Genomic DNA, 23,969 nt, shown 5'->3' on the forward strand with positions numbered 1-23,969 from the left:
TTTCCTCACTTGGTCATTGGCGGAAGATGTAGCTGAACGGTCTCGCCCTGGCTGCCCGGCAGTTCGGGGTAGAGCTTGCGGACCTCCGGGTCGTGGCCCGGCACGACGCGGGCGTCGTCGCCGGCCAGGCGGCGGGCGGTGCGCCAGCCGCGGGCCATGGCGCCCAGGTCGAAGATGATCGGGAAGGGCTCCTCCCGCAGCAGGTTCGCGTAGAAATGCGCGGCGTCGCTGGCCAGCACCACCGGGCCGCGCGCGGTCTCGACGCGGACCATCTGGAGGCCGTCGGTGTGGCCGCCGACGCGATGGAGGCTGACGCCCGGCGCGATCTCGGCATCGCCGTCATGGAACTCGACCCGGCCGGCATAGAGGGCGCGGACCATGCGGACCACATCCTCCACCTCGAAGGCGCCGCGCAGGCAGGAGAAGCACATGTTCCTGCCGGTGGCGAAGCCCATCTCGCGTTCCTGCAGATGGAAGCGGGCCTCGGGGAACAGGTCCAGATTGCCGGCATGGTCGTAGTGCAGGTGGGTGATCACCACGTCCCGCACGCCGGCGGGCTCGCAGCCGGCCTCGCGCAGCGCCACATCGACCGTGCGGGTGATGTGGCGCCCGCCGCCGGGGCCCTTCTTGGCCAGGGTCTCGGGCGTGAAGCCGGTGTCGACCACGATCTCCCGCTTCCCCGCGCGCAGCAGCCACACGAAATAGTCGAGCGGCATGGGCGCGTCGTGCGGGTCGGGCGCGTGGACGAAGTTGTCCGCCGCGCGCCGCTCCTGATAGCCGTAGCGAAGGGCCAGCACCTCCCACTGCATGGCGCTCACTCCGCCGCCTGCGGCCGCGCTTCCCCTTGGGGTGCGCGCTGCGGGAAGTGCTGCCGCCCGATCATGGCCACCACCAGCGTGGCCAGGCCGGCCACGCAGGCCACCAGCAGCAGGCCGCCCGTGAAGTCACCGGTCGAGGTCTTGATCCAACCCATCACATAGGGGCCGGCGAAGCCCGACAGGTTGGCCAGCGAGTTGATGACCGCGATGCCGGCGGCAGCCGCCGCACCGGACAGGAAGCTGCCCGGCAGCGTCCAGAATACCGGCTGGCTGCCATAGATGCCGAAGGCCGCGATGGCGAAGCACAGGATCTTCAGCACCGGCTCCTGAATGACGGCCGCTGCGGCGAAGCTGCACGCGCCGACCGCCAGGGCGAACACCAGGTGCCACTTGCGCTCACCGGCCGCATCCGAGCGGCGGCCCCAGACTACCATGCTGATGGCGCCCACCAGCGAGGGGATGGCGGCCACGAAGCCGGTCTGCAGGTTGGACAGGCCGAATTCGCGGATGATGGAGGGCAGGAAGAAGCCCACCGTGTAGTTCATCGCGACCACGCCGAAATAGACGAAGCCGAGCGCCAGGACGAGCGGGTTGGCCAGCGCCGCCAGGGGGCTGTGCGTGGCGACACCGGCGCGCTCGCGCTCCTCCTGCGCCAGGCGGGCGGCGAGCCAGTCGCGCTCGGCGGGCTCCAGCCACTTCGCCTGCCCGGGCTTGTCGGTCAGGTAGCCCAGCACGATGGCGGCCAGGATAACGGCGGGAATGGCCTCGATGATGAACATCCACTGCCAGCCGGCCATGCCGTGGAAGCCGTCCAGCCCCAGCAGATAGCCCGACAGCGGCGCGCCGATGACGCTGGCCAGCGGCAGCGCCGTCATGAAATAGCCCACGACGCGGGCGCGATAGGCGCTGGGGAACCACAGGGTCAGATAGAAGATGACGCCGGGGAAGAAGCCGGCCTCGGCCGCGCCCAGCAGCAGGCGGATGGTGTAGAACACCGCCTCATAGGACAGGCCGGTGGCGGCGGAAATCTGCGGGATGAAGCCCATCGCCCCCGACAGCACGCCCCAGGTCACCATGATGCGCGCGATCCACATGCGCGCGCCGAAACGGTGCAGCGCCAGGTTCGACGGCACTTCGAACAGGAAGTAGGTGACGAAGAAGATGCCGGCACCGAGGCCGTAGACGGCCGCCGAGAAGCCCAGGTCGCGGTTCATGGTCAGGGCGGCGAAGCCCACATTCACGCGGTCGAGGTAGGAGATGATGTAGCAGAGGATGAGGAAGGGCACGATGCGCAGCATCACCTTCCTCATCGTGGCGCTTTCCTGCGCCTGGACGGTACCGGACATCAGATTCTTCCGTATTGCTGGGCGGCGCGCGCAGGCTTCATGGCAGCAGCACGCCTGGATTGAGCAGGCCCTTGGGGTCGATGGCCTGCTTGACGGCCCGCATCAGCCGCAACGCGGTGGGCTGCTTGTAGCGGGCGAGATCATGGGTGCGGACGCGGCCGATGCCCTGCTCGGCGCTGATCGAGCCGCCGAGCGCATCCACCGCGTCATGCACCAGGTTGGAAAGGTCGGGCTGCATGGCGTGCAGCTGCGCGTCGGTGCCTTGGGCCGGGCGGGCCACGTTGTAGTGCAGGTTGCCGTCGCCCAGATGGCCGAAGGTGAAGTTGCGGATGCCGGGGAAACGCGCCTGGAGTGCCGCATCCGTACTCTCGACGAAGCCCGGCACGGCGGAGACGGGCAGCGACACGTCATGCTTCAGGCACTTGCCGTCCTCGGCGAGCGCCAGGGTGATGCTCTCCCGCAGGGTCCACATCGCGCGGGCCTGGGCGATGTTCTGGGCGAGGGCCACATCCTCGACCTCGCCGGCCTCCATCGCCTCGCCCAGCACGGCTTCGAGGCGGGCTGTGGCGTGTTCCTCGCCCTCGGCGTCGCTGATTTCCAGCAGCACGTACCAGCTGGCGTCCCAAGGGGGCTGAAAAGGCAGGCGCTGCTGCGGGTAGGTGGCCGTGACCAGTTGCAGGCAGGCGCCGGACATCAGCTCGAAGCCGGTCAGCGCCGCGTGGAAGCCGCCGCGGCAGCGCGAGAGGAAGGCGCCCGCCTGCTGCACGCCGGGCAGGGCGGCCAGTGCCGTCAGCCGGGCGGCGGGCTGCGGAAACAGCTTCAGGGTCGCGGCCGTGATGATGCCGAGCGTGCCTTCGCTGCCGATGAACAGGTCGCGCAGGGAATAGCCGCTGTTGTCCTTGCGCAGGCCGCGCAGCCCGTCCCAGATCTCGCCGTCGGGCAGCACCACTTCCAGGCCCAGGCACAGCTCGCGCGCATTGCCATAGCGCAGCACGGCGGTGCCGCCGGCATTGCTGGCCAGATTGCCGCCGATCATGCAGCTGCCCTCGGCGCCCAGCGAGAGCGGGAACAGCCGCCCGGCGGCCTCGGCCGCCTGCTGGATGGATTGCAGGATGCAGCCGGCCTCGACGGTGATGGTGTCGTTCTCGGTGTCGATGGCGCGCACGCGGTTCAGGCGCGCCAGGGACAGCACGATGCCGTTGCCATCCGCGCCCGGCACGCCGCCGGCCACCTGGCCGGTGTTGCCGCCCTGCGGCACCACGGGGGTGCCGTGTTCGGCACACAGCCGCATCACCGCCGCGACCTGGGCGGTGTCGGCGGGGCGCACCACCGCCTGGGCCTGGCCGCGCACCAGCTTGCGCCAGTCGGTCAGATAGGGGGCGGCTTCCTCGCCGGTCAGCACATGGTCGGCGCCGATGGCGGCGCGCAGCGCGTCCAGCAGGCTCATGCCCGCACCGGGGTCAGCAGGCGGCCCTCGCGCCCGAAGGCGATCAGATTGTCCACGACGAGCTGTTCCATGGCCTCACGCGTCTCACGCGTGGCGCTGCCGACATGTGGGGTCAGCACGACATTGTTGCGGTGGAACAGCTCGGGCGGCGCACCCGGCTCGCCCTCCAGCACATCCAGCCCCGCGCCGCCCAGGGCGCAGATGTCGAGTGCGGCGATCAGCGCCGCCTGGTCCACCACGGAGCCGCGGCCGATATTGACCAGGATGCCGCGCGGCCCGAGTGCGGCCAGCACCTCGGCCGAGACCAGGTGATGGGTGGCGGGCCCGCCCTCGCAGGCCACCACCAGAAAGTCGCTCCAGGCCGCGAGTTCGACCAGGGAGGCCATGTAGGCATAGGGCACATCCGCCTTGGGCCCGCGGCCGTGATAGCGGATGTCCATCGAGAAACCCTGGCCACGGCGCGCGATGGCGCTCCCGATGCGGCCGAGGCCCAGGATGCCCAGCTTCTTGCCCGAGACCTTGGTGGTGATCGGGAAGCGGCCCAGCTCCTTCCACTCGCCGGCGCGCACATAGCGGTCGGCGGCGGGAATGCGCCGGGCGGCCGCGATCATCAGCCCCCAGGCGAGATCGGCCACGCAATCGTCCAGCACATCGGGCGTGTTGGCGACCGGGATGCCGCGCGCGGCGGCGCCCGCGACATCCAGCGTGTCATAGCCCACGCCCCAGCTGGAAATCGCCTTCAGATTCGGCAGCGCCGCCAGCATCGCCGCGTCGCAGCCGCGCCGCACGCTGGTGGCCAGCAGTTCCACCCGGGCGCCGTGCTGCTCCAGCCAGCCCTTCGGCTGTTCCCACAGCCGCACGGCGCCGAGCGCGTCCAGCTGCGGGTCGGCGTGGGTGCCGATGGGGGCCAGTTGCAGCAGCATCGGCGATCAGCCCTTGGGCGAGAGGTAGCCGGTGGCGCGGCCCGCCTCGGCGAAGGTCTGGCCCTGGTGCATGCGCTCCTCCACCGCGAGGTCGGCGGCCATCAGCGCCTCGGCCTTGGGCAGGATCTCCTCGACCTTCGCGCGGGGCACGACCACCACGCCGGTCTCGTCGCCGACCACCAGGTCGTCCTGATGCACGGTGATGCCGCCGATCTCGACAGGGCAGCCCAGCGGCATCAGCCGCAGGCGGCCCTTGCCGGTGGTGGGCGCCACATGGCGGCTGGCCAGCCACAGGCCGGTCTTGCGGATCTCATCCACGTCGCGGCAGGCGCCGTCGATCACCACGCCGGCGGCACCCAGCTGCTTCGTGCCGTAGGCCGCGAGGCCGCCCATGGTGGAGATGGGCTGCCCGCCCACATCCACCATCAGCACGCGGCCGGGGGCGGCGGCGGAGACGATGCGCCCCACCGCGAACTCGGCCTTCTCGAACTCATGCAGCTTGCCCGGCACCTGGCGCGCCGTGGTGGCGAAGCCGCAGATGCGCCCGGAGCCGGATTGCAGCGTCATGCCCTGCACCACGCCCCAGATGTCGAAATAGTCGAGCGCGTCGGACCAGGTGCTGACGGGAATGGCGCCGGCGCGGGTCAGGATGTCTTCGTCGGTCACTGGGCGATCCTCAGTTGATGGTGGCGCCGGAGACGCGGACCGCCTCGGCCCAGCGGGCGGTCTCGGCCGCGATGAACTGGTCGAAGCGGGCGGGCGGGTAGTTCGTGACGTCGCCGCCCATCTCGACCAGGCGGCGGGTGAAGGCGGGGTCGGCCACCAGCGCGCTGATGTCGCGCGCGATCTTCTCGCGCAGGTCATTGGGCAGGCTGGCGGGGGCGAAGGTGCCGAACCAGGTCGCGGCCTCGAAACCGGCCATCCCCGCCTCGGCGAAGGTCGGCACGTTCGGGATGGCCTGCATGCGGTTGGGGTGGGCCAGCGCGATGGCCTTCATCTCGCCGCTCTGGATATAGGGCAGCACGGCCGACAGCGTGCTGAAGGAGGCATCGACCAGCCCGCCCAGCACATCCGTGTTCAGCGGTGCGTCGCCGCGATAGGGTACATGCTCGGACCGCACCTCGGCCTTCAGCGCGAACAGCGCCTGGGTCAGGTGCTGGGCGGTGCCGTTGCCGGTGGAGCCGAAGGTGATGCCCTGGCGCTGGGCCTTACCCCAGGTGATGAACTCACGCAGGCTGGTGGCCGGCACGTTCTTGGACACGACCAGCACCAGCGGCACGATGGCCGTCAGGGTGATGGCGGTGAAATCGCGGATCGGGTCGTAGGAGAGGCTGCGATACAGGCTCTTGCTGATGGTGTGCGCGCTGGTCGTCTCGAACAGCGTGTAGCCGTCGGGCTCGGAGCGGGCGACGACCTCGGCGCCCAGGGTCGCGCCGGCACCGGCGCGGTTTTCCACCACCACCGGCTGGCCCCAGACGGGCGTCAGCTTCTCCGCGATCATGCGCGCGATCACGTCCGTCGCACCACCCGGCGGGTAGGGGACCACGAAGCGCACGGGGCGGGTGGGATAGCGGCCCTGGCCGAAGGCCGGGGCGGAAAGGGAGAGAAGGGGAGCACCGGCCATCAGGCCCAGCGCGCGGCGGCGCATCAGCATCTTGGACATCCTCGGCATCGTTGGATCGGCCCGTCATCAGTCCCGGCGGGCGCGGGTGGTGCCGGGCGGCGGACCGCCCGGCGTCGTTCTCACGCGTTGCGCTTGGCCTCGGCGTCGCGCCAGGCCAGCAGGCGGCCCAGCCCTTCGCGCATGGTCACCTGCGGCTCCCAGCCGATGGCGTCCTTGGCGGCCTTGTGCACGATCTCGAAGGCACCGCCGGAGGTCAGGCGCACCTTGGTCGGATCGGGCTCCACCAGCTCGGCCTGCAGGTCCGGGCGGCCGGAGAGTTCCGCCACCAGGTTCACCAGCTGCAGCGTGGTGATGGGCTCGGGGCCCGAGGTGTTGACGGCCACATCGGTGGACGGGGCCTCGATCGCCATGCAGCAGGCGCGCGCGAGGTCGCCCACATAGACGAAGTGCTTGGTCTCGCTGCCGTCGCCGATCACCTTCGGGCGCTCACCGCGCTTGATGGCGTCATGCGTCTCCACGATGTAGAGCGCGTTGGCGGCGCGGTAGTGCTGGCGCTCACCGTAAACGGTGGAGAAGCGCAGCACGACGTAGTCCTGCCCGTGCTTGCGGAAGGCGTCACGGCACAGCTGCTCGCCCATGATCTTGGACGCGCCGTACAGGATGGCGGCCGGGGGCGCGCCTTCGGAGTGGAAGGGCACGCCTTCGACCAGGTCACCCTTCACGCCCGGGCCATAGCCGTAGACCGCGTTGGAGGAGGAGAAGACCAGCTTCTTCACCTTGTTGGAGCGGCAGGCCTCCAGCACGTTCTGCACGCCGCGCACGTTCACATCGATGCCGCCCCAGGGGTCGCGGTCGAAGTTCAGCGTCATGTAGGCGGCGAGGTGGACGATGGCGTCCACGCCCTCGGTCGCGGCCAGAAGCTGATGCAGCTTCAGGATGTCGCCCTGGACGACCTTGACCTTCGGGTTGCCTTCCAGATGGGCGATGTTGGGCTGCCCGCCGAAGGAGAGGTTGTCGAAGATGATGACCTGCTCGGCGCCGCGCGCCAGCATTTCATCCACGGTGGCCGAGCCCACGAGGCTCGCGCCGCCGATCACCATGAGCTTGCTGCCCTTCACCGGGACAGCGGCGGATGCCTTGTGCGCCATCTCAGCGGGCCACCGACATCGGGTTTTCGTGCAGACCGAAATACATGCTCTTCACCTGTGCGTAGAGGCGGAGGCCGTCGATGCCTTTCTCGCGACCGATCCCGCTGTTCTTGAAGCCACCGAAAGGCGTGGTGGTGACGGATTGCTTGTAGGTGTTGATCCAGACGGAGCCGGCTTCCAGCGCGCGGCCGATGCGCCACGCCTTCTTGAAGCTCTCGGTCCAGATGCCGCAGGCCAGGCCAAAGGCCGTGCCGTTGCCCTTTTCGATCAGCTCCGCCTCGTCCTTGAAGGGGATGGCGACCAGCACGGGGCCGAAGGCCTCCTCCTGGCAGGTCAGGCTGTCATAGGCCAGGCCGTCGATGATGGTGGGCAGGTAGTAGGCGCCGCGGTCGTAGTCGCCGCCCGTCGGCACCTCGCCGCCGCACAGGATGCGGCCACCCTCCTGGCGGGCGCGGTTCACGAAGGCCACCACGCGATCACGGTGATGGAAGCTGGCGAGCGGGCCGACCTCCACGCCGGCGGCATCGGGGGGTAGCACCTTCAGCGTCTTGGCGCGCGCCACGATCTGGGCGAGTACCTCGTCATAGATGCTCTCCTCGATCATCACGCGGGAGCCCGCGACGCAGGATTGGCCGGCGGAGCCGAAGATGCCCGCGACCACGGCGGCCACCGCATGCTCGATGTTCGCATCCGCGAAGACCACATGCGGGGACTTGCCGCCGAGCTCGAGGGCGACGGGGATCAGCTTGTCACCGCAGGTGCGGCCGATGGCGCGGCCCGTGGTGGTGCCGCCCGTGAAGCTGACCATGCGCACGCCGGGGTGGGCGACCAGCGCGGCACCGATATCGGCGCCCTTGCCCTGCACCACCTGCAGCATGTCGGCAGGCAGCCCGGCCTTCAGCGCGATGCGCGCCAGCTCGGGGCCCAGCAGCGGGCTGTCCTCGCTGGGCTTCAGCAGCACCGCATTGCCCGCCGCCAGCGCCGGCGCGACCTTGGTCGCGTCGTTCATGATGGGCGAGTTCCAGGGCGTGATCGCCGCCACCACGCCGAAGGGCTCCAGCACGGTGAAGGAGACATACTCGCCGCGGCTCGGCGTCACGTTGGTCTCGATCGTCTCGCAGACGCCGGCATAGTAGCGGAAGGTGCCGATCGCGCTCTCGACCATGCCCCGGCATTCGGCCAGCGGCTTGCCGTTGTCCTTCATCTGCAGGGTGGCCAGCGCCTCCTTCTCGGCGGCGATGCCGTCGGCGATGGCGTTCAGCACCAGCGCGCGGCGGTGCGGCAGCAGCGATTTCCAGCCGGAATTGTGATAGGCGTGCCAGGCGCGCCCGACCATCGCGTCGAGCTCGTCCGTCGTCGTGACCTGCACCTTGCCCACCACCTCGCCGGTGGCCGGGTTCGTGCTGATCAGATCCTCACCCTGGAGGGCGGGCGGTAGCGCATCCATTGCGGCGTTCCCTCAAGTCTTGCGGCGAGGGTTTGCGCCCATTGCGACATCTTGCAAAGGAACTCGATGTCGCTAATTTGAACGATAAGATTATCGATAGTTTTTGGAAGAATATTGCCCAAGCCCCCCACCCTGGACGTGGAACTGCCCGAGCAGGTCGCCGCCGTCATCGCCGCCATCGAGACCGACATCATCCGTAGCCGGATCCTGCCGCGCACGCGGCTGATCGAGGACCACCTGATGGAGGACTACAACGCCAAGCGCCATGTGGTGCGCGCCGCGCTGGCGGAGCTGCAGCGGCTGGGCGTGGTGGTGAAGCCGCGGCATCGCGGCGCGGAGCTGCCGCGCTTCGAGAAGGCGCAGCTGGATGACCTGTATGCCATGCGCGCCGTGCTGCACCGCGCCGCCGCCCAGGCGACACCCCTGCCGGTGCCCCGCGCGCGGCTGGCCGAGGTGGTGGCTGCCATGAAGGCCCATGCCGCCGCCGCCCGCAGCGGCGACCTGATCCGCATCCACCGGGAAAACATGGCCTTCCACCGCGCGCTGTACGGGCTGTGCGACAACCCCTACCTGGCCGAGTCCATCCGCCTGCATGACTGGCTGAGCTTCCCCGCCCGGGCCTATGGCGCGGCCGACCCGGGCGCGCTGGCCCAGGCCTGCGCGGAGCATGAGGCCATGGTCCAGGCCCTGCGCGACAAGGACCGGGACACGCTGGAGCGCCTGTCGGTCATGCACATGGATCGCGCGCGCCAGCTCTATATCCAGAAGTTCCTGGCCTGATCCCGCTCTGTCACGCATCGGACGCTTGACCGGCGCGGGTGGGTTTTGGAAGGGTTTGCACTGCAATGACGCACGATTCTGCCCCCCGGAGGATTCTCTCCGCTTGACCCAAGCCCCATGGCCTCGCATGTGCAGGGCCGCCGCGCTGTTGCGGCGTAGTGGGTATTGCGGACTATGACCAAGCGGCTGCTGATCCGGACCTGGGGCTGCCAGATGAACGTGTATGACAGTGAGCGCATGGCCGAGGTGCTGGCGCCGCTGGGCTTCGGGCCGACGGAAGCGCCCGAGGAAGCCGACATGGTCATCCTCAACACCTGCCACATCCGCGAAAAGGCGGCTGAGAAGCTGTTCTCCGAGCTCGGCCGCCTGCGGCTGGTCAAGGAGGAGCGCCGCCAGGCGGGGCGCGACATGGTGCTGGCCGTGGCCGGCTGCGTCGCCCAGGCCGAGGGCGCCGAGATCGCGGCCCGTGCCCCCTATGTCGATATCGTGATGGGCCCGCAGACCATCCACCGCCTGCCGGAGATGGTGGCCCGCGCCAGCCGGGCGGGCGGGCTCGTGCTCGACACCGACTTCCCCGAGGAAAGCAAGTTCGACCACCTGCCCGAGGCCCGGACCCAGCAGGGCGTGACCGCCTTCCTGACCGTGCAGGAAGGCTGCGACAAGTTCTGCTCCTTCTGCGTGGTGCCCTATACGCGCGGCGCCGAGACCTCCCGCCCCGCTGCCGCCGTGCTGGCGGAAGCCCGCCGCCTGGTCGAGGCCGGCGCGCGTGAGATCACGCTGCTGGGCCAGAATGTGAATGCCTATCACGGCGAGGGCGTGGGCGGGCTGTCCGGCCTGGTGCGGGCGCTGGCCGAGATCCCGGGGCTGGCGCGGATCCGCTACACCACCTCTCACCCGCGCGACATGGGCGATGACCTGATCGCGGCGCATCGCGACATTCCGCAGCTGATGCCCATGCTGCACCTGCCGGTGCAGAGCGGCTCCGACCGCGTGCTGCAGGCGATGAACCGCGGCCACACGGCCGACGAATACCGCCGCCTGGTGGACCGCCTGCGCGAGGCGCGCCCCGACCTGGCGCTGACGAGCGACTTCATCGTGGGCCATCCGGGCGAGACGGATGCCGACCACGAGGCCACCATGCAGCTGGTGCGCGACATCGGTTTCGCCGGCGCCTTCAGCTTCAAGTATTCCGCCCGCCCCGGCACCCCGGCCTCCCGCGCGCCGCTGCAGGTGGCGGAGGCGGTGAAGGATGCCCGGCTGGCGGAGCTGCAAGCCCTGCTGGCCGAGCAGCAGCGCGGCTTCAACGCCGCGCGCGTCGGGCAGGAATTCGATGTGCTGGTGACGGGCCCCGGGCGCCACCCGGGCCAGATCGCCGGCCGTTCCCCCTGGTTGCAGGCGGTGCATGCCGAGGGGCCGCAGGGCCTCGAAGGCAGCATCATCCGCATGCAGGCCGTCTCGGCCACCGCCAACTCGCTCACTTGCGTTCTGAAGGACAGTGCCAAACCCTTGCCGGAGCAACACGCCGCTTGAGCACGACCTACACCCCCCGCCTTTCCTCCCGCCCGTCGGGCACGGCCATCGGTGCTTCCGAGAGCCGATCCGTCACCTTGCCCTTCGAGGACAACCGATTGCTCCAGGAGCTGTTCGGTGCCCATGACGAGCATATGGTGAAGGTGGAGAAGGTGGCGGGTGTGCGGGTGGACCGCACGCGCAACGGCATCTGCATCACGGGCCCGGTGGAGCGCACGATGGTCGCGGAGGCGGCGCTTCGTGGGCTCTGGCACGGGCTGCAGCGCGGCGAGGGCTGCACCATGGCCCAGGTGGACGGCGCGCTGCGCTTCGCCGAGGGCGAGCAGGAGCCCCGCCTGCCGCTGCGCGACCTGCCGCAGATCCGCACCCGCCGCGGCACGGTGGCCCCGCGCAGCCCCGCCCAGGCCGCCTACATGGAAATCCTGGGCAAGCACGACATCAGCTTTGGCCTCGGCCCCGCCGGCACCGGCAAGACCTATCTGGCCGTGGCGCAGGGTGTCGCCATGCTGATGGCCGGCACCGTCAGCCGCATCGTGCTGTCCCGCCCGGCCGTGGAGGCCGGCGAGCGCCTGGGCTTCCTGCCGGGCGACATGAAGGAGAAGGTCGATCCCTATCTCCGCCCGCTGTATGACGCGCTGAACGACATGGTGCCCGGCGACCAGCTGACGCGCCGCATGTCCGCCGGTGAGATCGAGATCGCGCCGCTCGCCTTCATGCGCGGGCGCACGCTCGCCAATTGCTTCGCCATCCTGGACGAGGCGCAGAACACCACCCCCGCCCAAATGAAGATGTTCCTGACGCGCCTGGGTGAGGGCAGCCGCATGGTCATCACCGGCGACCCCAGCCAGATCGACCTGCCGAACGGCCAGCCCTCGGGCCTGGTGGAGGCGGTGAACATTTTGCAGAACGTGCCCGGAATCGGCATGATGCGCTTCTCGGAGACCGATGTTGTGCGCCACCCCTTGGTGGGACGCATCGTTGCGGCTTACAACCGCGCCGAGGAGCGGGCAGAGCCCGCGCAACACACCCGCCGTGGACGCGGCTGGGCAGGAGAACATGCCGGACCGAAGTAGTCCCCCGGAGGGCCGATCTAGGCCCTTCATCGAGATCATCACGGCGGCGCCAGGCTGGCGTCGTCTGGTGAAGCAGCCGGAGTTGCTGGCGCAGCGCGCCGCACTCGCGGCCATCCGTGCGAACGGCGTGCCGGTCCCCCGCGGGGCCGCGCTGACCGTGCTGCTGGCGGATGACCGCACGTTGAAACAGCTCAACAGCGACCATCGCGACAAGGTGAAGCCCACCAATGTCCTCAGCTTTCCGGGCATCGGCCCGGCGCTGGGCGATATCGCCATCTCGGTCGAGACGGTGCGGCGGGAAGCGCAGGCCGAGGGCAAGAAGCCCACGGCCCATTTCGCGCATCTGATCGCGCACGGCACGCTGCATGTGCTGGGCCATGACCATCTGGAGGCCGGCGAGGCACGGTTGATGGAGCGCACGGAGTCGCGCGCCATGGCCATGATCCGCCAGCCCAACCCATGGCGCCGCACATGAGGGGGCGCCGCCTATGAGCGAGGGAACCAACCCGCCCTGGATCGCGCGGCTGGCGGGCAAGCTGCGCAAGCGGCCGCACGAATCGCTGCGCGACCGCGTCGAGGAACTGATCGTGGCGCCGGAGCCGGAGGACGAGGAAACCTCGACCACCGAGCTCGACGCGAACGAACGCGCGCTGCTGACCAATGTGCTGAAGCTGCGCGGCACCACGGCGGTGGATGTGATGGTGCCGCGCGCGGACATCATCCCGCTGCCCGACAGCCTGACGATGGAACAGGCCATCGCCGCCACCGCGCGCGAGGGGCACTCCCGCTACCCGGTCATCCACGGGCAGCTGGATGAGGTGCTGGGCATGGTCCACATCAAGGACATCTTCGCCTATGCCGGCGCCCGCGAGGAGTTCAGCCTGCGCAAGATCCTGCGCAAGCCGCTGTTCGTGGTGCCGAGCGTGCCCGTGCTCGACCTGCTGCTGCGCATGCGGCAGGAGCGCATCCACATGGCGCTGGTCGTCGACGAGTATGGCGGCATCGACGGCCTGGTCACCATCGAGGACCTGGTGGAGACCATCGTCGGCGACATCGCGGACGAGCATGACGAGGTGGGCGCGCCCCACATCACGGAACGCCTGGACGGGACGATCGACCTGGATGCGCGGACCACGGTGGGCGAGTTCGAGGCCCGTTTCGGCCCGGTGCTGACCGAGGAGGAGCGCGGGGCGGACATCGACACGGTGGGCGGCCTGGTCTTCACCCTGGCCGGCCGGGTGCCGGTTAAGGGTGAGCTGATCAGCCATTCCTCAGGCCTGGAGTTCCGGGTGCTGGATGCGGACCCCAGGCGGATCAGGCGGTTGCGGGTGCGGCCGCCGGGCGCAGGCACTGTAGCGGGGGCCGGCAAGGCCGCCGCCGAATGAAACAGGCGCCCTTCGGGGCGCCTTTTTTGTCTGTATTGTATGTGCCTGATTTCCTGAATTGATGCAGGCAATGTGCATGCATATCTTCCCGGCATGTCCAGCAATCCCAGCATCTGGCAACCCGCCGTCAGCCGCAGCGAAGGCCCGCTCTACCTGGCCATCGCCGATGCGCTGCAGGCGGACATCCGCTCCGGCGAGTTGCCGCCGGGACGGCGCCTGCCGCCCCAGCGCAGCCTGGCGGAGGCGCTGGGCGTGGACTTCACCACCATCAGCCGCGCCTATGCCGAGGCCGCGCGGCGTGGCCTGGTGGAGGGGCGCGTAGGGCAGGGCACCTTCATCCGCGCCCAGCCGGTGCCGCAGGCGGTCCGGCCCGATGCCGAAAGCGGCATGCTGGACATGAGCATGAACACCCCGCCCATGCCGGCCGATGCCGCCCTGGCCCGGCTGGTGGCCGAGACCCCCTTGCCCGACCTGCGTTTCCTGATGCGCTACCAGACCCCGGGCGGCACGCGTGAGGACAGGGCGGCGGGGGCGGCCTGGCTGGCGCCGCGCCTTGGCGCCGTGCCGCTGGACCGCCTGCTGGTGGCACCGGGCGCGCAGGGCGCGCTGCTGGCCGTGCTGGGCACGCTGGCCCAGGCAGGCGACACCATCTGCGCCGAGGCGCTGACCTATCCCGGCCTGATCGCGGCGGCGGCCCATCTGCGCCTGCGCCTGGTGGGGCTGCCCATGGATGCCGAGGGCATTCTGCCCGACGCTTTCGAGCAGGCGTGCCGGGAGCGCGCGCCCCGGGCGCTCTACTGCAACCCGACCCTGCAGAACCCCACGACCATCACCCTGCCGGCCGGCCGGCGCCTGGCGCTGGTCGAGATCGCGCGCCGCCATGGCGTGCCGATCCTGGAGGACGATGCCTATGGCGCGCTGCCCGAGGCAGGCCCGCCGCCCATCGCAGCCTTCGGGCCGGATGTGACCTGGCATGTGGCGGGGCTGGCCAAGCCGGTCTCTCCGGTGCTGCGCGTCGCCTATCTGGTGGTGCCCGAAGGCGCGCCGCTGCAGCGCGTGGTGGGCGCCATCAGGGCGACGGCGGCGATGGCCTCACCGCTGGGCGCGGGGATCGCGACGCGCTGGATCCATGACGGCACCGCCGCCGCCATCACCGCCGGCATCCGCCGGGAAGCCCGCGCCCGCCAGCGCCTGGCCGCGCGGCTGCTGCCCGCGGATGCGCTGCGCGCCGACCCGGAGGGCTTTCACCTGTGGCTGTCCCTGCCGGCGCCCTGGACGCGGGGCGCCTTCGTCGCGCGGCTGCGGGCGGCCGGCGTGGGGGTGGTGGCAAGCGATGCCTTCACCCTGGCCGAAGCGCCGGAGGCCCTGCGCATCGGCCTCGGCGCGCCTGCCGATAGCGGCACGCTGGAACAAGCATTGGGCATCATCGCGGGCCTATGGCGCGATCTGCCCACCGATACCCTGATCGTCTGAAAGACCATCCTGCCATGAATGAGCCACGCCAATGGCCGCCCTTGTCGCCCTTCCAGGTCGGCATCCGCGGCCGCTGCCCCCGCTGCGGCGAGGGCCACCTGTTCGACGGCTTCCTGAAGCTGGGGCGGAGCTGCGAGGTGTGCGGCCTGGACTACAGCTTCGCGGACCCGGCCGACGGCCCGGCCTTCTTCGTCATCTGCTTCGCCTGCATCCCGAGCGCCCTGCTGGGGGTGTGGATCGAGGTGCAGTTCCAGGCGCCCTACTGGGTGCATCTGGTGACCACGCTGCCCTTCGTGCTGCTGACCTGCATTCCGCCGCTGCGGCCGCTGAAAGGCTGGCTGGTGGCGAGCCAGTATCAGAACGAGGCAGGGGAGGCGCGGGTGGCGGTGAAGGAAACCGGGGTGCCCGCCCCTTAGGCCCCCGGTAAGGGGCGCCGCACCCTGCGTCCCCGCCAAACGCTTACCAGGTGGGGGGGCAGGGCCCCTCAATGGAGGCTCGGGGGGCACAGCCCCCCGAACACGCTCAGCCGCCCGAGATCACCGCGCCGCCGAAGGTTGCTTCCACCCAGGCCTTCACCTCCGGGTTCGCATAGCCGGATGCCAGCTTGCGCGCCCAGGCCGCGTTCTCGTTCGCGCGGCGCACCACCACCAGGCAGGTGTAGACGCTCTGCTCATTCTCGCGCGCCAGCGCGTCGCGCAGGGGGTTGAGGCCGGCGGGCACGGCGTAGTTGCCGGTGATGGCACCGGCATCCACGTCATCCAGCGCGCGCACGATGGTGGCGGCCTCCAGCTCCACGATGCGCACGCGCTTCGGGTTCTCGGTGATGTCGGCAACCGTCGCGCGGTGGTCCGCGCCGGCGCGCAGGCGGAACACCCCGGCCTGGGCCAGCAGCAGCAGGGCGCGGCCGCCATTGGTCGGGTCGTTCGGAATGGCCACGCGCGCGCCGTTCGGCAGGGAGGCCAGGTCGCGGTGCTTGCGGGAGAACACGCCCATCAGCGTCAGCACGGTGCGGCCGACGGAGACGAAGTCATAGCCGCGCGCGGCCTTCTGCGCCTCCAGGAAGGGCATGTGCTGATAGGCGTTGGCATCCAGGTCGCCCGATTGCAGGGCGGCGTTGGGCTGCACGAAGTCGCTGAACTCGGTGGCGCGGGTGATGAAGCCGTCGCGGGCGAGCACTTCGCGCACCTTCTCGAAGGCCTGGGCATGGACGCCCTGGGTGACGCCCACGCGCACCGGGCGGGCGGCGGTGCCCAGATCGGCACCCTGGGCGAAGGCAAGGCCCGGCGCCACGAGGGCGGGCAGGCTCAGAAGGGAACGACGCAGCATGGTGATGCTCCTCAGAAAGCGGGGACGACGGCGCCCTGGAAGGTCGCCTGCACGAAATCCTTGATTTCCTGGTTCTGATAGGCAGCGACCAGGCGCCGCACCCAGGGGGCGTTCTGGTTGTCGCGATGCACCGCGATGAGGTTGGCATAGGGGCTGTCGGAGCTTTCCAGCGCGATGGCGTCGCGCACGGGGTTCAGCCCGGCCGGGATGGCGAAGTTGGTGTTGATGGTCGCGGCTTCCACTTCCTCCAGCGCGCGGGGCAGCTGGGCGGCTTCCAGCTCCACGATGCGCAGGCGGCGCGGGTTGGCGGTGATGTCGGCCACGGTCGCGCTGTAATCGGCACCCGGGCGCAGGGTGAACGCGCCATGCTGGGCCAGCAGCACCAGGCCGCGCCCGCCATTGGTCGGGTCGTTCGGAATGGCGATGCGCCCGCCATTGGGCACATCGGCGATGGCGCGGTGGCGCTTGGAATACAGGCCCATCGGGAAGATCAGCGTCTTGCCCACAGACACCAGCGGCAGGCGGCGGTCGCGCACGGCCTGGTTCAGGAAGGGCTCATGCTGATAGGAGTTGGCGTCCAGGTCGCCGGCGGCCAGCGCCGCGTTGGGCTGGATGTAGTCGCGGAATTCAGTGACACGCAGGTGCAGGCCGTCGCGGGCCGCGATCTCCTTCACCTTCTCCATCACCTGGGAATGCGGGCCGGCGGTGGCGCCGATGCGGATCGGGCGGGCGGCGGTGCCGATCTCGGCATTCTGGGCCTGGGCCAGGGCGGGAGCCCAAAGGGGAGACGAGAAGACGGTGGCGGCCAGCAGGCCGCGGCGGGTGTTGATCATTGTTTCTGCCGTGTTTTCTTATCGATGCCGGGTTTTTTATCGGTGACTGAGCTTGCGGACGAGGTAATCGCCGAGGGATTGCAGCCCCTGCACCAGGATGATGAGCAGCACCACGACGGTGGCCATCACCTCAGGCATGAAGCGCTGGTAGCCGAAGCGGATGCCGAGATCGCCGAGCCCGCCGCCGCCGATGGCGCCTGCCATGGCCGAGAAGCTCATCAGCGAGACGACGGCCACCGTGGTGGCGGCGATCAGGCCGGGCAGGGCCTCGGGCACCAGCACCTTGGCCACGATCTGCAGCCGGGTGGCGCCCATGGCGCGCGCGGCCTCGACCACGCCGGGGTCGACCTCACGCAGCGCGTTCTCGAACAGCCGCGCCAGGAAGGCGGTGGCGGCGAGGGCCAGCGGCACGATGGCCGCCGTGGTGCCGATGGAGGTGCCGACCACGAGGCGCGTGAAGGGAATGATCGCCACCATCAGGATGATGAAGGGGGTGGAGCGCAGCGCGTTCACCAGCAGCCCGATCGGCCGGTTGACCCAGCCATTGGGCGACAGGCCCCGGGGGGCCGTGACGAACAGCAGCAGCGCGATGGGCAGGCCGAGGGCGACGGAGATGGCCGTCGAGGCGCCGACCATGATCAGCGTCTCCCAGAAGGCTTCCAGGAACAGGTCCTGCATGGTGGGGGTCAGCCAGCTCATCAGGCGTGCTCCTCGATGGGCGTGACGGTCAGGCCGAGTTCCTGCATCCAGAGCAGGCTGGCCGTGACCTTGGCGGGCGCGCCATAGGCGGCGACGGCCATGATGCCGAAGGGCTCGCCCGAGATCTCGTCGATGCGGCCCGAGACGATGTTGTAGTCCACGCCGAACTCGCGGCTGGCCTGGCTGATCACGGCACGCGTGCTGTTGGGGCCGGCGAACAGCACATGGGCCAGGTAGCGGGTCTCGCCGGCCTCGGGCGCGGGCAGGCGGGCGATGGTCTCGGCGGGCACCGAATGGCCGATGACCTCGGACACGAAGCGGCGCGTGGTGGGCTGCGCGGGCCTGGTGAACACGTCGAAGACGCGGCCGTGCTCGATCACGCGGCCTGCCTCCATCACCGCCACGCGGTCGCAGATGGCCTTCACCACGCCCATCTCATGGGTGATCAGCAGCACCGTCAGGTCCAGCCGGGCCCGCAGGTCGCGGATCAGGGCCAGGATTTCCTCGGTCGTCTCGGGGTCCAGCGCGCTGGTCGCCTCGTCGCACAGCAGCACGCGGGGGCGGGAGGCCAGCGCGCGCGCGATGCCCACGCGCTGCTTCTGGCCGCCGGAGAGCTGTGCGGGGTAGGCGTTGGCGCGGGCTTCGAGGCCCACCAGGGGCAGGATCTCGGCCACGCGGCTGCGGCGCTCGGCTGCGGGTACGCCGGCCACTTCCAGCGGGAAGGCGATGTTCTCGGCCACCGTGCGGCGGGAATGCAGGTTGAAGTGCTGGAACACCATGCCGATGCCCCGGCGCGCCCGGTTCAGCCCCGCATCGTCCAGCCCCAGCATGTCGTCGCCCAGCACCCGCACCTGGCCGCTGTCCGGACGCTCCAGCAGGTTAACACAGCGGATCAGTGTGGATTTGCCGGCGCCGGAGCGGCCGACAATGCCGAAGATCTCGCCGGGCTGGACCGAGATGGACACGTCGTCGAGGGCGAGGGTTCCGCCGGCGGCATAGCGCTTGCGGAGCCCCTCCAGCACGATGGCGGGCGGTGCGGAATTCTGCATGGTGGCGGCGGTATGCCCCAGGGAGTGCGGAACCGCCAGGGCCTGCGAAAGCAGCCCTGCCATTACAGCCATCAGTGGCGCAGCGAGGTACCCAGCGGGGGCACGGTCGGGTGGTTCACCGCCAGGTGCAGGCGGGCGATGCGTTCCGCTGCCTCGGGGGTCGCGAAATCCTGGCGGTCGAGGTCCGAAAGCCGGCCGTCGAGGGCGATCAGGAACCAGCCCTGGTCGCCGCGCTGGAGCAGGGCGACGACGGAGCCGGCGGCGGAGATGGGAAGGGAGGTGCGCATGGGAAGCTCGCTGTCATGAAAACCACAGGAAAAAACGCGTATTCCTGGATCAGCAACAGCGCATGGCGACCGCCAGCGTCTCCTCATCGGCGGGCATGAGGATATTCAGCGCCACACCGGCTGCCGCGGCCATGGCGGCGAGCAGGGAGGGCAGGTCGATCGCGAGGAGCGAGGAGAGGACGACGCTGGACATGGCGTGGATATACACACGCCAATTCGTACATTCAACGTGAAACTCTTATTCCACACATTAATTCGCGGAATGGGGCCACCCATCCCGCACGCGCTGCGTGACGTTGCGGCGGAACGCCTCGATATGCCGCGCCAGCGCGCGCGACGCCGCCGCGCCGTCACGCGCCTCCATCGCCTCCACGATCTCGCGGTGGTCGCGCAGCACGGTGCCCTGCTGGGTCTGCTCGTTCAGCGAGATGAACCAGAACCGCACCGAACGGTCATGCAGGTTGCGCAGGATGTCCGAGAACACGGCCGAACCCGAGGCGCGCGCCAGCAGGTCGTGGAACTCACGATCCAGCAGCATCATCGTCTCGGTATCGTGGCTGGCCTCGGCGGCGGCGGTGCGGTCGATCACGTCGCGCAGCGCGGCCAACTCCTCGTCGGTCACGTTGCGCGCCGCCAGCTTGATGGCGCGGCATTCGTTGATGACGCGCGCCTCGATGATCTGGAGCAGTTCCTCCGGGTCCACCGGGCGCACTTCCAGGCCCTTGCGGGGGCGGATGGTGACCAGCCCCTCCAGCGCCAGCTTGGCCAGGGCGTTGCGCACCGGCATGCGGCTGAGGTTCAGCCGCGTGCCCACCTGCGCCTCGTTCAGCTTTTCGCCGGGGGCGAAGCGGCAGGTGATGATGTGGTGCTTGATGATGTCATAGGCGCGGTCCTTCAGGGCGACCGCGCGCTCACGGGGGGCTGCGGGGATTCGGGCGCGCCTCGGGGTCACTGAATCGGCCTCAGGCTTGGTCTCGCCCATCCCCATCTCCATGCCTATCCCAACCGCATTGCAACAAAACTGCCGAGTCAGTCCAGACTTGCGCCGGAAACCCGCACCGCCTCACGCCATAGTGGTGCGTCGCGCTCGATCGCCTGGCGGAAGGCCGCGGGGGTGGAGCATTCCGGGGTGGTGCCCAGGCGTTCCAGCGCGCTGCGGAAGGCCGCGTCCTGGCAGGCCTGGCCCAGCAGGCTGGCCAGCCGGTCGATGATGGGCTGCGGGGTGCCCGCGGGGGCGACCAGGCCGTTCCAGGTCTCGGCGCGGAAGCCCGGATAGCCCTGCTCGGCCACCGTCCGCACGCCCGGCAGGCTAGGCAGGCGATTGGGGCCGGCGATGGCGATCACGCGCATGCGCCCGCCGCCCAGATGGGGGATGAAGTCCGACGGGTTGCCGAAATAGGCCGGGACCTCGCCCGCCAGCAGCGCCTGCATGGCCGGCGCGCCGCCGCGATAGGGGATGTGCTGCATCTCGATGCCGGCGGCCTGCAGCAGCAGCGCCATGGCGAGATGGTTGGAGGAGCCGGGCCCTGCGGAGCTGAAGTTCAGCCGGCCGTTCTCGGCCCGGGCGCGGGCCACGAACTGCTGCAGGTCCGTAACACCCAGGCTCTCGGACACGCCCAGCACCTGCGGGTTGCCGGCGACGATCGAGATCGGCGCGAAGTCGCGCAGCGAGTCGAAGTTCACCCGTGTCAGCGCCGGCAGCATCACCAGCTGAGAGGCGCTGGCGGTGAACAGGGTGTAGCCGTCGGGCGCCGCGCGCATGGCGGCCTCGGCCGCGATGGCGCCGCTGGCGCCGGTGCGGTTCTCGACCACCACGGAAACACCGAGCTTCTGGCCCAGCCATTCCGAAGCAAGGCGGCCGATGCCGTCCGTCACGCCGCCTGGCGCGAAGGGGACCAGCACGCGGATGGGCCGATCAGGCCATTGGGCCTGCGCGGCAGGCGCCACGCACAGCGCGGCAAGGGCAATGAAGGCGCGGCGCGCCCAGACGGAGGACAGCATGTTTCGGCTCCTTCCCGGGGAGGTCGAAGATATCAGGGAGGCCGGGCGCAAGCTCTGTGGCTCGCTGGCCGGGTAGTGCCGTGTGCTGGGGCGTCTGCTCAGGGGCTTCGCCCCCGAGACCCCGACCAGGGCTCTGCCCTGGACCCGCCAAAGGCCGAAAGGCCTTTGGAAACCATGGATTGGCGCCCTTGATCAGGAGTGGGGGCGCTAAAGATAAGTGCTGGCAAAAGCCCCAGGCTCCCCGGGGTCCAGGGCCGCTACGGTCCTGGCGGGGTTGTCAGGGGCAGGGCCCCTGACTGGGGGTTTCGGGGGCAACGCCCCCGAGGCTCACGCCTTCGGCGTCTCGTCGTAATAGTGCATCTCCAGCAGGATGCAGCCGTTCACCGACTTGAACGGCCCGTGCCAGGCGCCGGGCGGACGGCAGGCATAGGCCGCGACGTCGAAGTTCTCGCCGCCATTGCCCTCGGCGTCGTTGCCCACAATGAGGTCGCCGGAGACCAGCCACACCTCTTCCCAGTAGTCATGCACGAAGGGCGCCTTGGTGAAGGTGCCGGGGTCCAGCTTCAGCAGGCGGGTGCGGTGGCCGCGCTTGTTGGCCTCGTCCAGGCTGCCGGCCAGGATCTTCTCCTGCGCGCCGCCCGAATAGCCGGCGGGCAGGCGCCAGCCGGTGCTCATGTCGGGGACGTGGAATTCAAGGTGTTCCTTGACGATGGGCATGGGTCAGAGCCTCCTTAAACGCCGAGCCAGCGGGCGGTGTAGCTGTGGGTGATGGTGCGGTTCAGCACCGGATCGCGCAACTCCAGGCGGAACTCGCGGCGGGGGCGGATGCCGCCCTTCACCGGCAGGGTGCCGCCCAGCATGGCGCTGCCGGGGGGCAGGGAATTGCCCAGCTTCTCCCACGCGGCGATGGTGTCCAGCGGGTTCAGCATCGCGTCCACGCTGCCGGCCTGATAGGGCACGAAGCCCGCGCCGTCATCGACGAAGCTGTGCAGCTCCAGCTTGTCCCAATGGGCGGCCACATCGGCCATCTTCCACAGGGTGGGGGCCACGGGCTTCGGGCACATCTGCTTGGAGACCGGGATGGAATAGGCTTCCACCTCGCGGTCCGTGTGGTCGGAGGCAAGGCCCACCCAGCGTTCGCCGTCGGCATCCACCACGATCACGAATTCGGCCTCGCCGCTGGAATCACCGCCCAGGCAGTCGATGTCGGGGCTCGTGGTCAGCAGCTCCGCGCCGCCCAGGTAGAAGCAGGGGGTGGTGGCGGGCGGGGCGACGCCCAGCGCGGCCAGCTCCTCGATGTGCTCCTGCACCTTGTGCGGGTCACGGCCGGTCCAGCCGGCGATGATGAGGTTCCTGATCTCGATCGCACGGGTTTCCGAACCCGAGGCGGTGACGCAGGTGAAGGTGAGGGTGGGCATCAGTCGATCTCCGCGGCTCGGCGCAGGCTGTTGATCATGGAAACCTGAAGCAGATAGGCGTGGGCCTTGGCGGGGTCCGAGGCGGCTTCGGCCATCCGGTCACGGAAGGCGGCCTGGGCCTCGGGCTCCTTGGCTTCCAGGTTCTGCTTGTTGGTGATGGTCTGGCGCTGGACATGCTCGACCGTCACGCCGCGCCGCTGGCGGTCGTACAGGTCCAGCACATCCTCGGCGTCGCCGTGCCACACGCGGGCCAGCTTGGCGCCGAGGTTCACGGCATCATGCACGCCGCCGTTCAGCCCCATGCCGCCCAGCGGGTTGTTGATGTGGGCCGCGTCGCCCGCCAGCAGGATGCGCCCCTTGCGGAAGGTCTCCGCCACGCGCTGATGCACGCGGTACAGGGTGCGGTGGCGCGTCGGGTAGTCGTCGCGCCCGGCCTTGATGCGGGCGAAGCGGGCGCGGGCGAATTCCGGGCTCAGGATCTCCTCGTCCGACAGCTCGGCCGAGGTGGGGAACATGGCCCGCCACAGCCCGCCCGGCTCGCCGCCCGGCACGCGCAGCAGGAAGAACCATTCCTCCGGGTCGGCGTAATAGGACACGTCGGCCAGGTCAGGGATGATCGAGCGGAAATCGAAGGGGGTGGAGAGCACCAGGAAGCGCTCGGGCCAGGTGAAGCCCTCGAAGCTGAGGCCCGCCGATTTGCGCACCGCGCTGTGCGCGCCGTCGCAGCCGATGACGTGGCTGCCCTCGATGCGCGTGCCGTCCGCCAGCGTAGCGACGACATGGCTGCCTTCATCGGCCACGGCCGCGACCTTCGCGCCGAAGCGGATGGAGAAGCCCGGCTTGTCCTTCAGGATGTCGTGCAGGATGCGCGTCAGCTTGAACTGCTCGCATTGCAGGCGGAAGGGGTGGCGGGTGACGTCGGCCAGCACGCCGAAATCGAAGGTGGCGATCACGCCGTGGTCGCGCCTGCGATACTGCATCAGCGGCGCCACGAAGCCCTGTTCCACCATGCGCTCGGCCGCGCCGTATTCGGCCAGCATGTCGAGGGTGGGGGCATGGAAGGTGGAGCCGCGCATTTCGCCGGACAGCTCGGTGCCTTCCTCCAGCACGGTGACGGGCACGCCGTGGCGGATCAGTTCCGCGGCGGCGACCAGTCCGACGGGGCCTGCGCCGACGACCAGGACGGGTTTCGGGTCTGCCATCGAGTCCTCACAGCAACCTTGTGGGGCGAAGATGGCCTGGATGTCAGGTTGGCGCAAGCGTGAAATCTCACAGTGAAATGTCACGCTGGTTTGGTGGCGGTATTTCTGCCCGCCGGGCGGGCAGGCGCTGCCTTTGCTGCCCCTTCGCGCGCCATGCGCC

26 protein-coding genes are annotated in these 23,969 nt (G+C 69.7%); 7 read left to right on the top strand and 19 right to left on the bottom strand.

What is annotated here, in order from left to right; all coding sequences use genetic code 11:
- Nucleotides 1-5: 5 nt before the first annotated feature.
- The 8 genes from EOD42_RS08225 to EOD42_RS08260 all read right to left on the bottom strand — a co-directional run bounded on the left by EOD42_RS08225 (nt 6) and on the right by EOD42_RS08260 (nt 8,753).
- Nucleotides 6-809: an N-acyl homoserine lactonase family protein gene (locus EOD42_RS08225; protein ID WP_127787219.1), complete on the bottom strand. Its 804-nt coding sequence runs from the start codon at nt 807-809 to the stop codon at nt 6-8.
- 5 nt (nt 810-814) lie between these two features.
- Nucleotides 815-2,164, bottom strand: a complete 1,350-nt coding sequence (locus tag EOD42_RS08230) for an MFS transporter (RefSeq protein ID WP_240655058.1) — start codon at nt 2,162-2,164, stop codon at nt 815-817.
- 37 nt (nt 2,165-2,201) lie between these two features.
- Entirely contained in the window at nt 2,202-3,611 is a 1,410-nt protein-coding gene (locus EOD42_RS08235; RefSeq protein WP_127787008.1) for an FAD-binding oxidoreductase, read from the bottom strand.
- Nucleotides 3,608-4,534 (bottom strand): 2-hydroxyacid dehydrogenase, encoded by a 927-nt coding sequence (locus tag EOD42_RS08240; RefSeq protein WP_127787009.1) that lies wholly within the window; start codon nt 4,532-4,534, stop codon nt 3,608-3,610. The genes EOD42_RS08235 and EOD42_RS08240 overlap by 4 nt, the downstream gene beginning before the upstream one ends.
- A gap of 6 nt (nt 4,535-4,540) precedes the next feature.
- Nucleotides 4,541-5,200 carry an RraA family protein gene (locus EOD42_RS08245; RefSeq protein WP_127787010.1) on the bottom strand — a complete coding sequence of 220 codons (660 nt, stop codon included), beginning with the start codon at nt 5,198-5,200 and terminating at the stop codon, nt 4,541-4,543.
- A gap of 10 nt (nt 5,201-5,210) precedes the next feature.
- Nucleotides 5,211-6,188, bottom strand: coding sequence for a Bug family tripartite tricarboxylate transporter substrate binding protein (locus tag EOD42_RS08250; protein WP_206020296.1), 978 nt, complete (start codon nt 6,186-6,188; stop codon nt 5,211-5,213).
- 89 nt (nt 6,189-6,277) lie between these two features.
- Nucleotides 6,278-7,306, bottom strand: coding sequence for an NAD-dependent epimerase/dehydratase family protein (locus EOD42_RS08255; protein ID WP_127787012.1), 1,029 nt, complete (start codon nt 7,304-7,306; stop codon nt 6,278-6,280).
- 1 nt (nt 7,307) lies between these two features.
- On the bottom strand, nt 7,308-8,753 hold the full coding sequence (locus EOD42_RS08260) for an aldehyde dehydrogenase (protein WP_127787013.1): 1,446 nt from the start codon (nt 8,751-8,753) through the stop codon (nt 7,308-7,310).
- 114 nt (nt 8,754-8,867) lie between these two features.
- On the opposite strand from EOD42_RS08260, the gene EOD42_RS08265 reads away from it, so the two are divergent.
- From EOD42_RS08265 to EOD42_RS08295, 7 genes are all read left to right on the top strand, one after another.
- Nucleotides 8,868-9,533, top strand: a complete 666-nt coding sequence (locus EOD42_RS08265; protein ID WP_127787014.1) for a GntR family transcriptional regulator — start codon at nt 8,868-8,870, stop codon at nt 9,531-9,533.
- 174 nt (nt 9,534-9,707) lie between these two features.
- A complete protein-coding gene (gene miaB, locus EOD42_RS08270; RefSeq protein WP_127787015.1) occupies nt 9,708-11,063 on the top strand; it encodes a tRNA (N6-isopentenyl adenosine(37)-C2)-methylthiotransferase MiaB in 1,356 nt (451 codons plus the stop codon).
- Nucleotides 11,060-12,136, top strand: a complete 1,077-nt coding sequence (locus EOD42_RS08275) for a PhoH family protein (RefSeq protein WP_408902147.1) — start codon at nt 11,060-11,062, stop codon at nt 12,134-12,136. Before miaB ends, EOD42_RS08275 begins: the two co-directional genes overlap by 4 nt.
- Nucleotides 12,120-12,611 (top strand): rRNA maturation RNase YbeY, encoded by a 492-nt coding sequence (gene ybeY, locus EOD42_RS08280; RefSeq protein ID WP_127787016.1) that lies wholly within the window; start codon nt 12,120-12,122, stop codon nt 12,609-12,611. Before EOD42_RS08275 ends, ybeY begins: the two co-directional genes overlap by 17 nt.
- A gap of 13 nt (nt 12,612-12,624) precedes the next feature.
- The gene (locus EOD42_RS08285; protein WP_127787017.1) at nt 12,625-13,521 is read left to right on the top strand and encodes a hemolysin family protein; all 897 of its coding nucleotides are present in this window, start codon (nt 12,625-12,627) and stop codon (nt 13,519-13,521) included.
- 93 nt (nt 13,522-13,614) lie between these two features.
- Nucleotides 13,615-14,994 carry an aminotransferase-like domain-containing protein gene (locus EOD42_RS08290; protein ID WP_127787018.1) on the top strand — a complete coding sequence of 460 codons (1,380 nt, stop codon included), beginning with the start codon at nt 13,615-13,617 and terminating at the stop codon, nt 14,992-14,994.
- Between the two features lie 14 nt (nt 14,995-15,008).
- A complete protein-coding gene (locus tag EOD42_RS08295) occupies nt 15,009-15,410 on the top strand; it encodes a DUF983 domain-containing protein (protein ID WP_127787019.1) in 402 nt (133 codons plus the stop codon).
- Nucleotides 15,411-15,516: 106 nt separating this feature from the next.
- Here EOD42_RS08295 and EOD42_RS08300 read toward each other — a convergent pair whose 3' ends face one another.
- The 11 genes from EOD42_RS08300 to EOD42_RS08345 all read right to left on the bottom strand — a co-directional run bounded on the left by EOD42_RS08300 (nt 15,517) and on the right by EOD42_RS08345 (nt 23,809).
- A complete protein-coding gene (locus EOD42_RS08300) occupies nt 15,517-16,320 on the bottom strand; it encodes a MetQ/NlpA family ABC transporter substrate-binding protein (protein ID WP_127787020.1) in 804 nt (267 codons plus the stop codon).
- 11 nt (nt 16,321-16,331) lie between these two features.
- Nucleotides 16,332-17,153, bottom strand: a complete 822-nt coding sequence (locus EOD42_RS08305; protein ID WP_127787021.1) for a MetQ/NlpA family ABC transporter substrate-binding protein — start codon at nt 17,151-17,153, stop codon at nt 16,332-16,334.
- Nucleotides 17,154-17,189: 36 nt separating this feature from the next.
- On the bottom strand, nt 17,190-17,831 hold the full coding sequence (locus EOD42_RS08310; protein WP_456308079.1) for a methionine ABC transporter permease: 642 nt from the start codon (nt 17,829-17,831) through the stop codon (nt 17,190-17,192).
- Between the two features lie 20 nt (nt 17,832-17,851).
- Nucleotides 17,852-18,964, bottom strand: a complete 1,113-nt coding sequence (locus tag EOD42_RS08315) for a methionine ABC transporter ATP-binding protein (protein ID WP_240655060.1) — start codon at nt 18,962-18,964, stop codon at nt 17,852-17,854.
- Nucleotides 18,965-18,972: 8 nt separating this feature from the next.
- Nucleotides 18,973-19,188, bottom strand: a complete 216-nt coding sequence (locus tag EOD42_RS08320; RefSeq protein WP_127787022.1) for an SH3 domain-containing protein — start codon at nt 19,186-19,188, stop codon at nt 18,973-18,975.
- A gap of 49 nt (nt 19,189-19,237) precedes the next feature.
- A complete protein-coding gene (locus EOD42_RS25845) occupies nt 19,238-19,381 on the bottom strand; it encodes a hypothetical protein (RefSeq protein ID WP_164867833.1) in 144 nt (47 codons plus the stop codon).
- A 57-nt stretch (nt 19,382-19,438) separates the two neighbouring features.
- The gene (locus EOD42_RS08325) at nt 19,439-20,170 is read right to left on the bottom strand and encodes a GntR family transcriptional regulator (protein WP_164867834.1); all 732 of its coding nucleotides are present in this window, start codon (nt 20,168-20,170) and stop codon (nt 19,439-19,441) included.
- A gap of 47 nt (nt 20,171-20,217) precedes the next feature.
- Nucleotides 20,218-21,189 (bottom strand): Bug family tripartite tricarboxylate transporter substrate binding protein, encoded by a 972-nt coding sequence (locus EOD42_RS08330; protein WP_127787024.1) that lies wholly within the window; start codon nt 21,187-21,189, stop codon nt 20,218-20,220.
- 327 nt (nt 21,190-21,516) lie between these two features.
- Complete coding sequence (locus EOD42_RS08335; RefSeq protein WP_127787025.1) at nt 21,517-21,906, bottom strand: cupin; 390 nt, start codon at nt 21,904-21,906, stop codon at nt 21,517-21,519.
- A 14-nt stretch (nt 21,907-21,920) separates the two neighbouring features.
- Nucleotides 21,921-22,607 carry a DUF2848 domain-containing protein gene (locus EOD42_RS08340; protein ID WP_127787026.1) on the bottom strand — a complete coding sequence of 229 codons (687 nt, stop codon included), beginning with the start codon at nt 22,605-22,607 and terminating at the stop codon, nt 21,921-21,923.
- Nucleotides 22,607-23,809, bottom strand: coding sequence for an FAD-dependent oxidoreductase (locus EOD42_RS08345; RefSeq protein ID WP_164867835.1), 1,203 nt, complete (start codon nt 23,807-23,809; stop codon nt 22,607-22,609). Before EOD42_RS08345 ends, EOD42_RS08340 begins: the two co-directional genes overlap by 1 nt.
- Nucleotides 23,810-23,969 lie beyond the last annotated feature (160 nt).

This window comes from Rhodovarius crocodyli (assembly GCF_004005855.1).
GTDB lineage: Bacteria > Pseudomonadota > Alphaproteobacteria > Acetobacterales > Acetobacteraceae > Rhodovarius > Rhodovarius crocodyli.

Coding starts and splice junctions, on each gene's coding strand:
- EOD42_RS08290 (WP_127787018.1), top strand. CDS start 13,615: ATGTCCAGCAATCCCAGCATCTGGCAACCCGCCGTCAGCCGCAGCGAA.
- EOD42_RS08240 (WP_127787009.1), bottom strand. CDS start 4,534: ATGCTGCTGCAACTGGCCCCCATCGGCACCCACGCCGACCCGCAGCTG.
- EOD42_RS08345 (WP_164867835.1), bottom strand. CDS start 23,809: ATGGCAGACCCGAAACCCGTCCTGGTCGTCGGCGCAGGCCCCGTCGGA.
- EOD42_RS08305 (WP_127787021.1), bottom strand. CDS start 17,153: ATGATCAACACCCGCCGCGGCCTGCTGGCCGCCACCGTCTTCTCGTCT.
- EOD42_RS08320 (WP_127787022.1), bottom strand. CDS start 19,188: ATGCGCACCTCCCTTCCCATCTCCGCCGCCGGCTCCGTCGTCGCCCTG.
- ybeY (WP_127787016.1), top strand. CDS start 12,120: ATGCCGGACCGAAGTAGTCCCCCGGAGGGCCGATCTAGGCCCTTCATC.
- EOD42_RS08230 (WP_240655058.1), bottom strand. CDS start 2,164: ATGTCCGGTACCGTCCAGGCGCAGGAAAGCGCCACGATGAGGAAGGTG.
- EOD42_RS08255 (WP_127787012.1), bottom strand. CDS start 7,306: ATGGCGCACAAGGCATCCGCCGCTGTCCCGGTGAAGGGCAGCAAGCTC.
- miaB (WP_127787015.1), top strand. CDS start 9,708: ATGACCAAGCGGCTGCTGATCCGGACCTGGGGCTGCCAGATGAACGTG.
- EOD42_RS08250 (WP_206020296.1), bottom strand. CDS start 6,188: ATGCTGATGCGCCGCCGCGCGCTGGGCCTGATGGCCGGTGCTCCCCTT.
- EOD42_RS08295 (WP_127787019.1), top strand. CDS start 15,009: ATGAATGAGCCACGCCAATGGCCGCCCTTGTCGCCCTTCCAGGTCGGC.
- EOD42_RS08285 (WP_127787017.1), top strand. CDS start 12,625: ATGAGCGAGGGAACCAACCCGCCCTGGATCGCGCGGCTGGCGGGCAAG.
- EOD42_RS08315 (WP_240655060.1), bottom strand. CDS start 18,964: ATGGCAGGGCTGCTTTCGCAGGCCCTGGCGGTTCCGCACTCCCTGGGG.
- EOD42_RS08310 (WP_456308079.1), bottom strand. CDS start 17,831: ATGCAGGACCTGTTCCTGGAAGCCTTCTGGGAGACGCTGATCATGGTC.
- EOD42_RS08330 (WP_127787024.1), bottom strand. CDS start 21,189: ATGCTGTCCTCCGTCTGGGCGCGCCGCGCCTTCATTGCCCTTGCCGCG.
- EOD42_RS08225 (WP_127787219.1), bottom strand. CDS start 809: ATGCAGTGGGAGGTGCTGGCCCTTCGCTACGGCTATCAGGAGCGGCGC.
- EOD42_RS08235 (WP_127787008.1), bottom strand. CDS start 3,611: ATGAGCCTGCTGGACGCGCTGCGCGCCGCCATCGGCGCCGACCATGTG.
- EOD42_RS08300 (WP_127787020.1), bottom strand. CDS start 16,320: ATGCTGCGTCGTTCCCTTCTGAGCCTGCCCGCCCTCGTGGCGCCGGGC.
- EOD42_RS25845 (WP_164867833.1), bottom strand. CDS start 19,381: ATGTCCAGCGTCGTCCTCTCCTCGCTCCTCGCGATCGACCTGCCCTCC.
- EOD42_RS08335 (WP_127787025.1), bottom strand. CDS start 21,906: ATGCCCATCGTCAAGGAACACCTTGAATTCCACGTCCCCGACATGAGC.
- EOD42_RS08340 (WP_127787026.1), bottom strand. CDS start 22,607: ATGCCCACCCTCACCTTCACCTGCGTCACCGCCTCGGGTTCGGAAACC.
- EOD42_RS08325 (WP_164867834.1), bottom strand. CDS start 20,170: ATGGGCGAGACCAAGCCTGAGGCCGATTCAGTGACCCCGAGGCGCGCC.
- EOD42_RS08260 (WP_127787013.1), bottom strand. CDS start 8,753: ATGGATGCGCTACCGCCCGCCCTCCAGGGTGAGGATCTGATCAGCACG.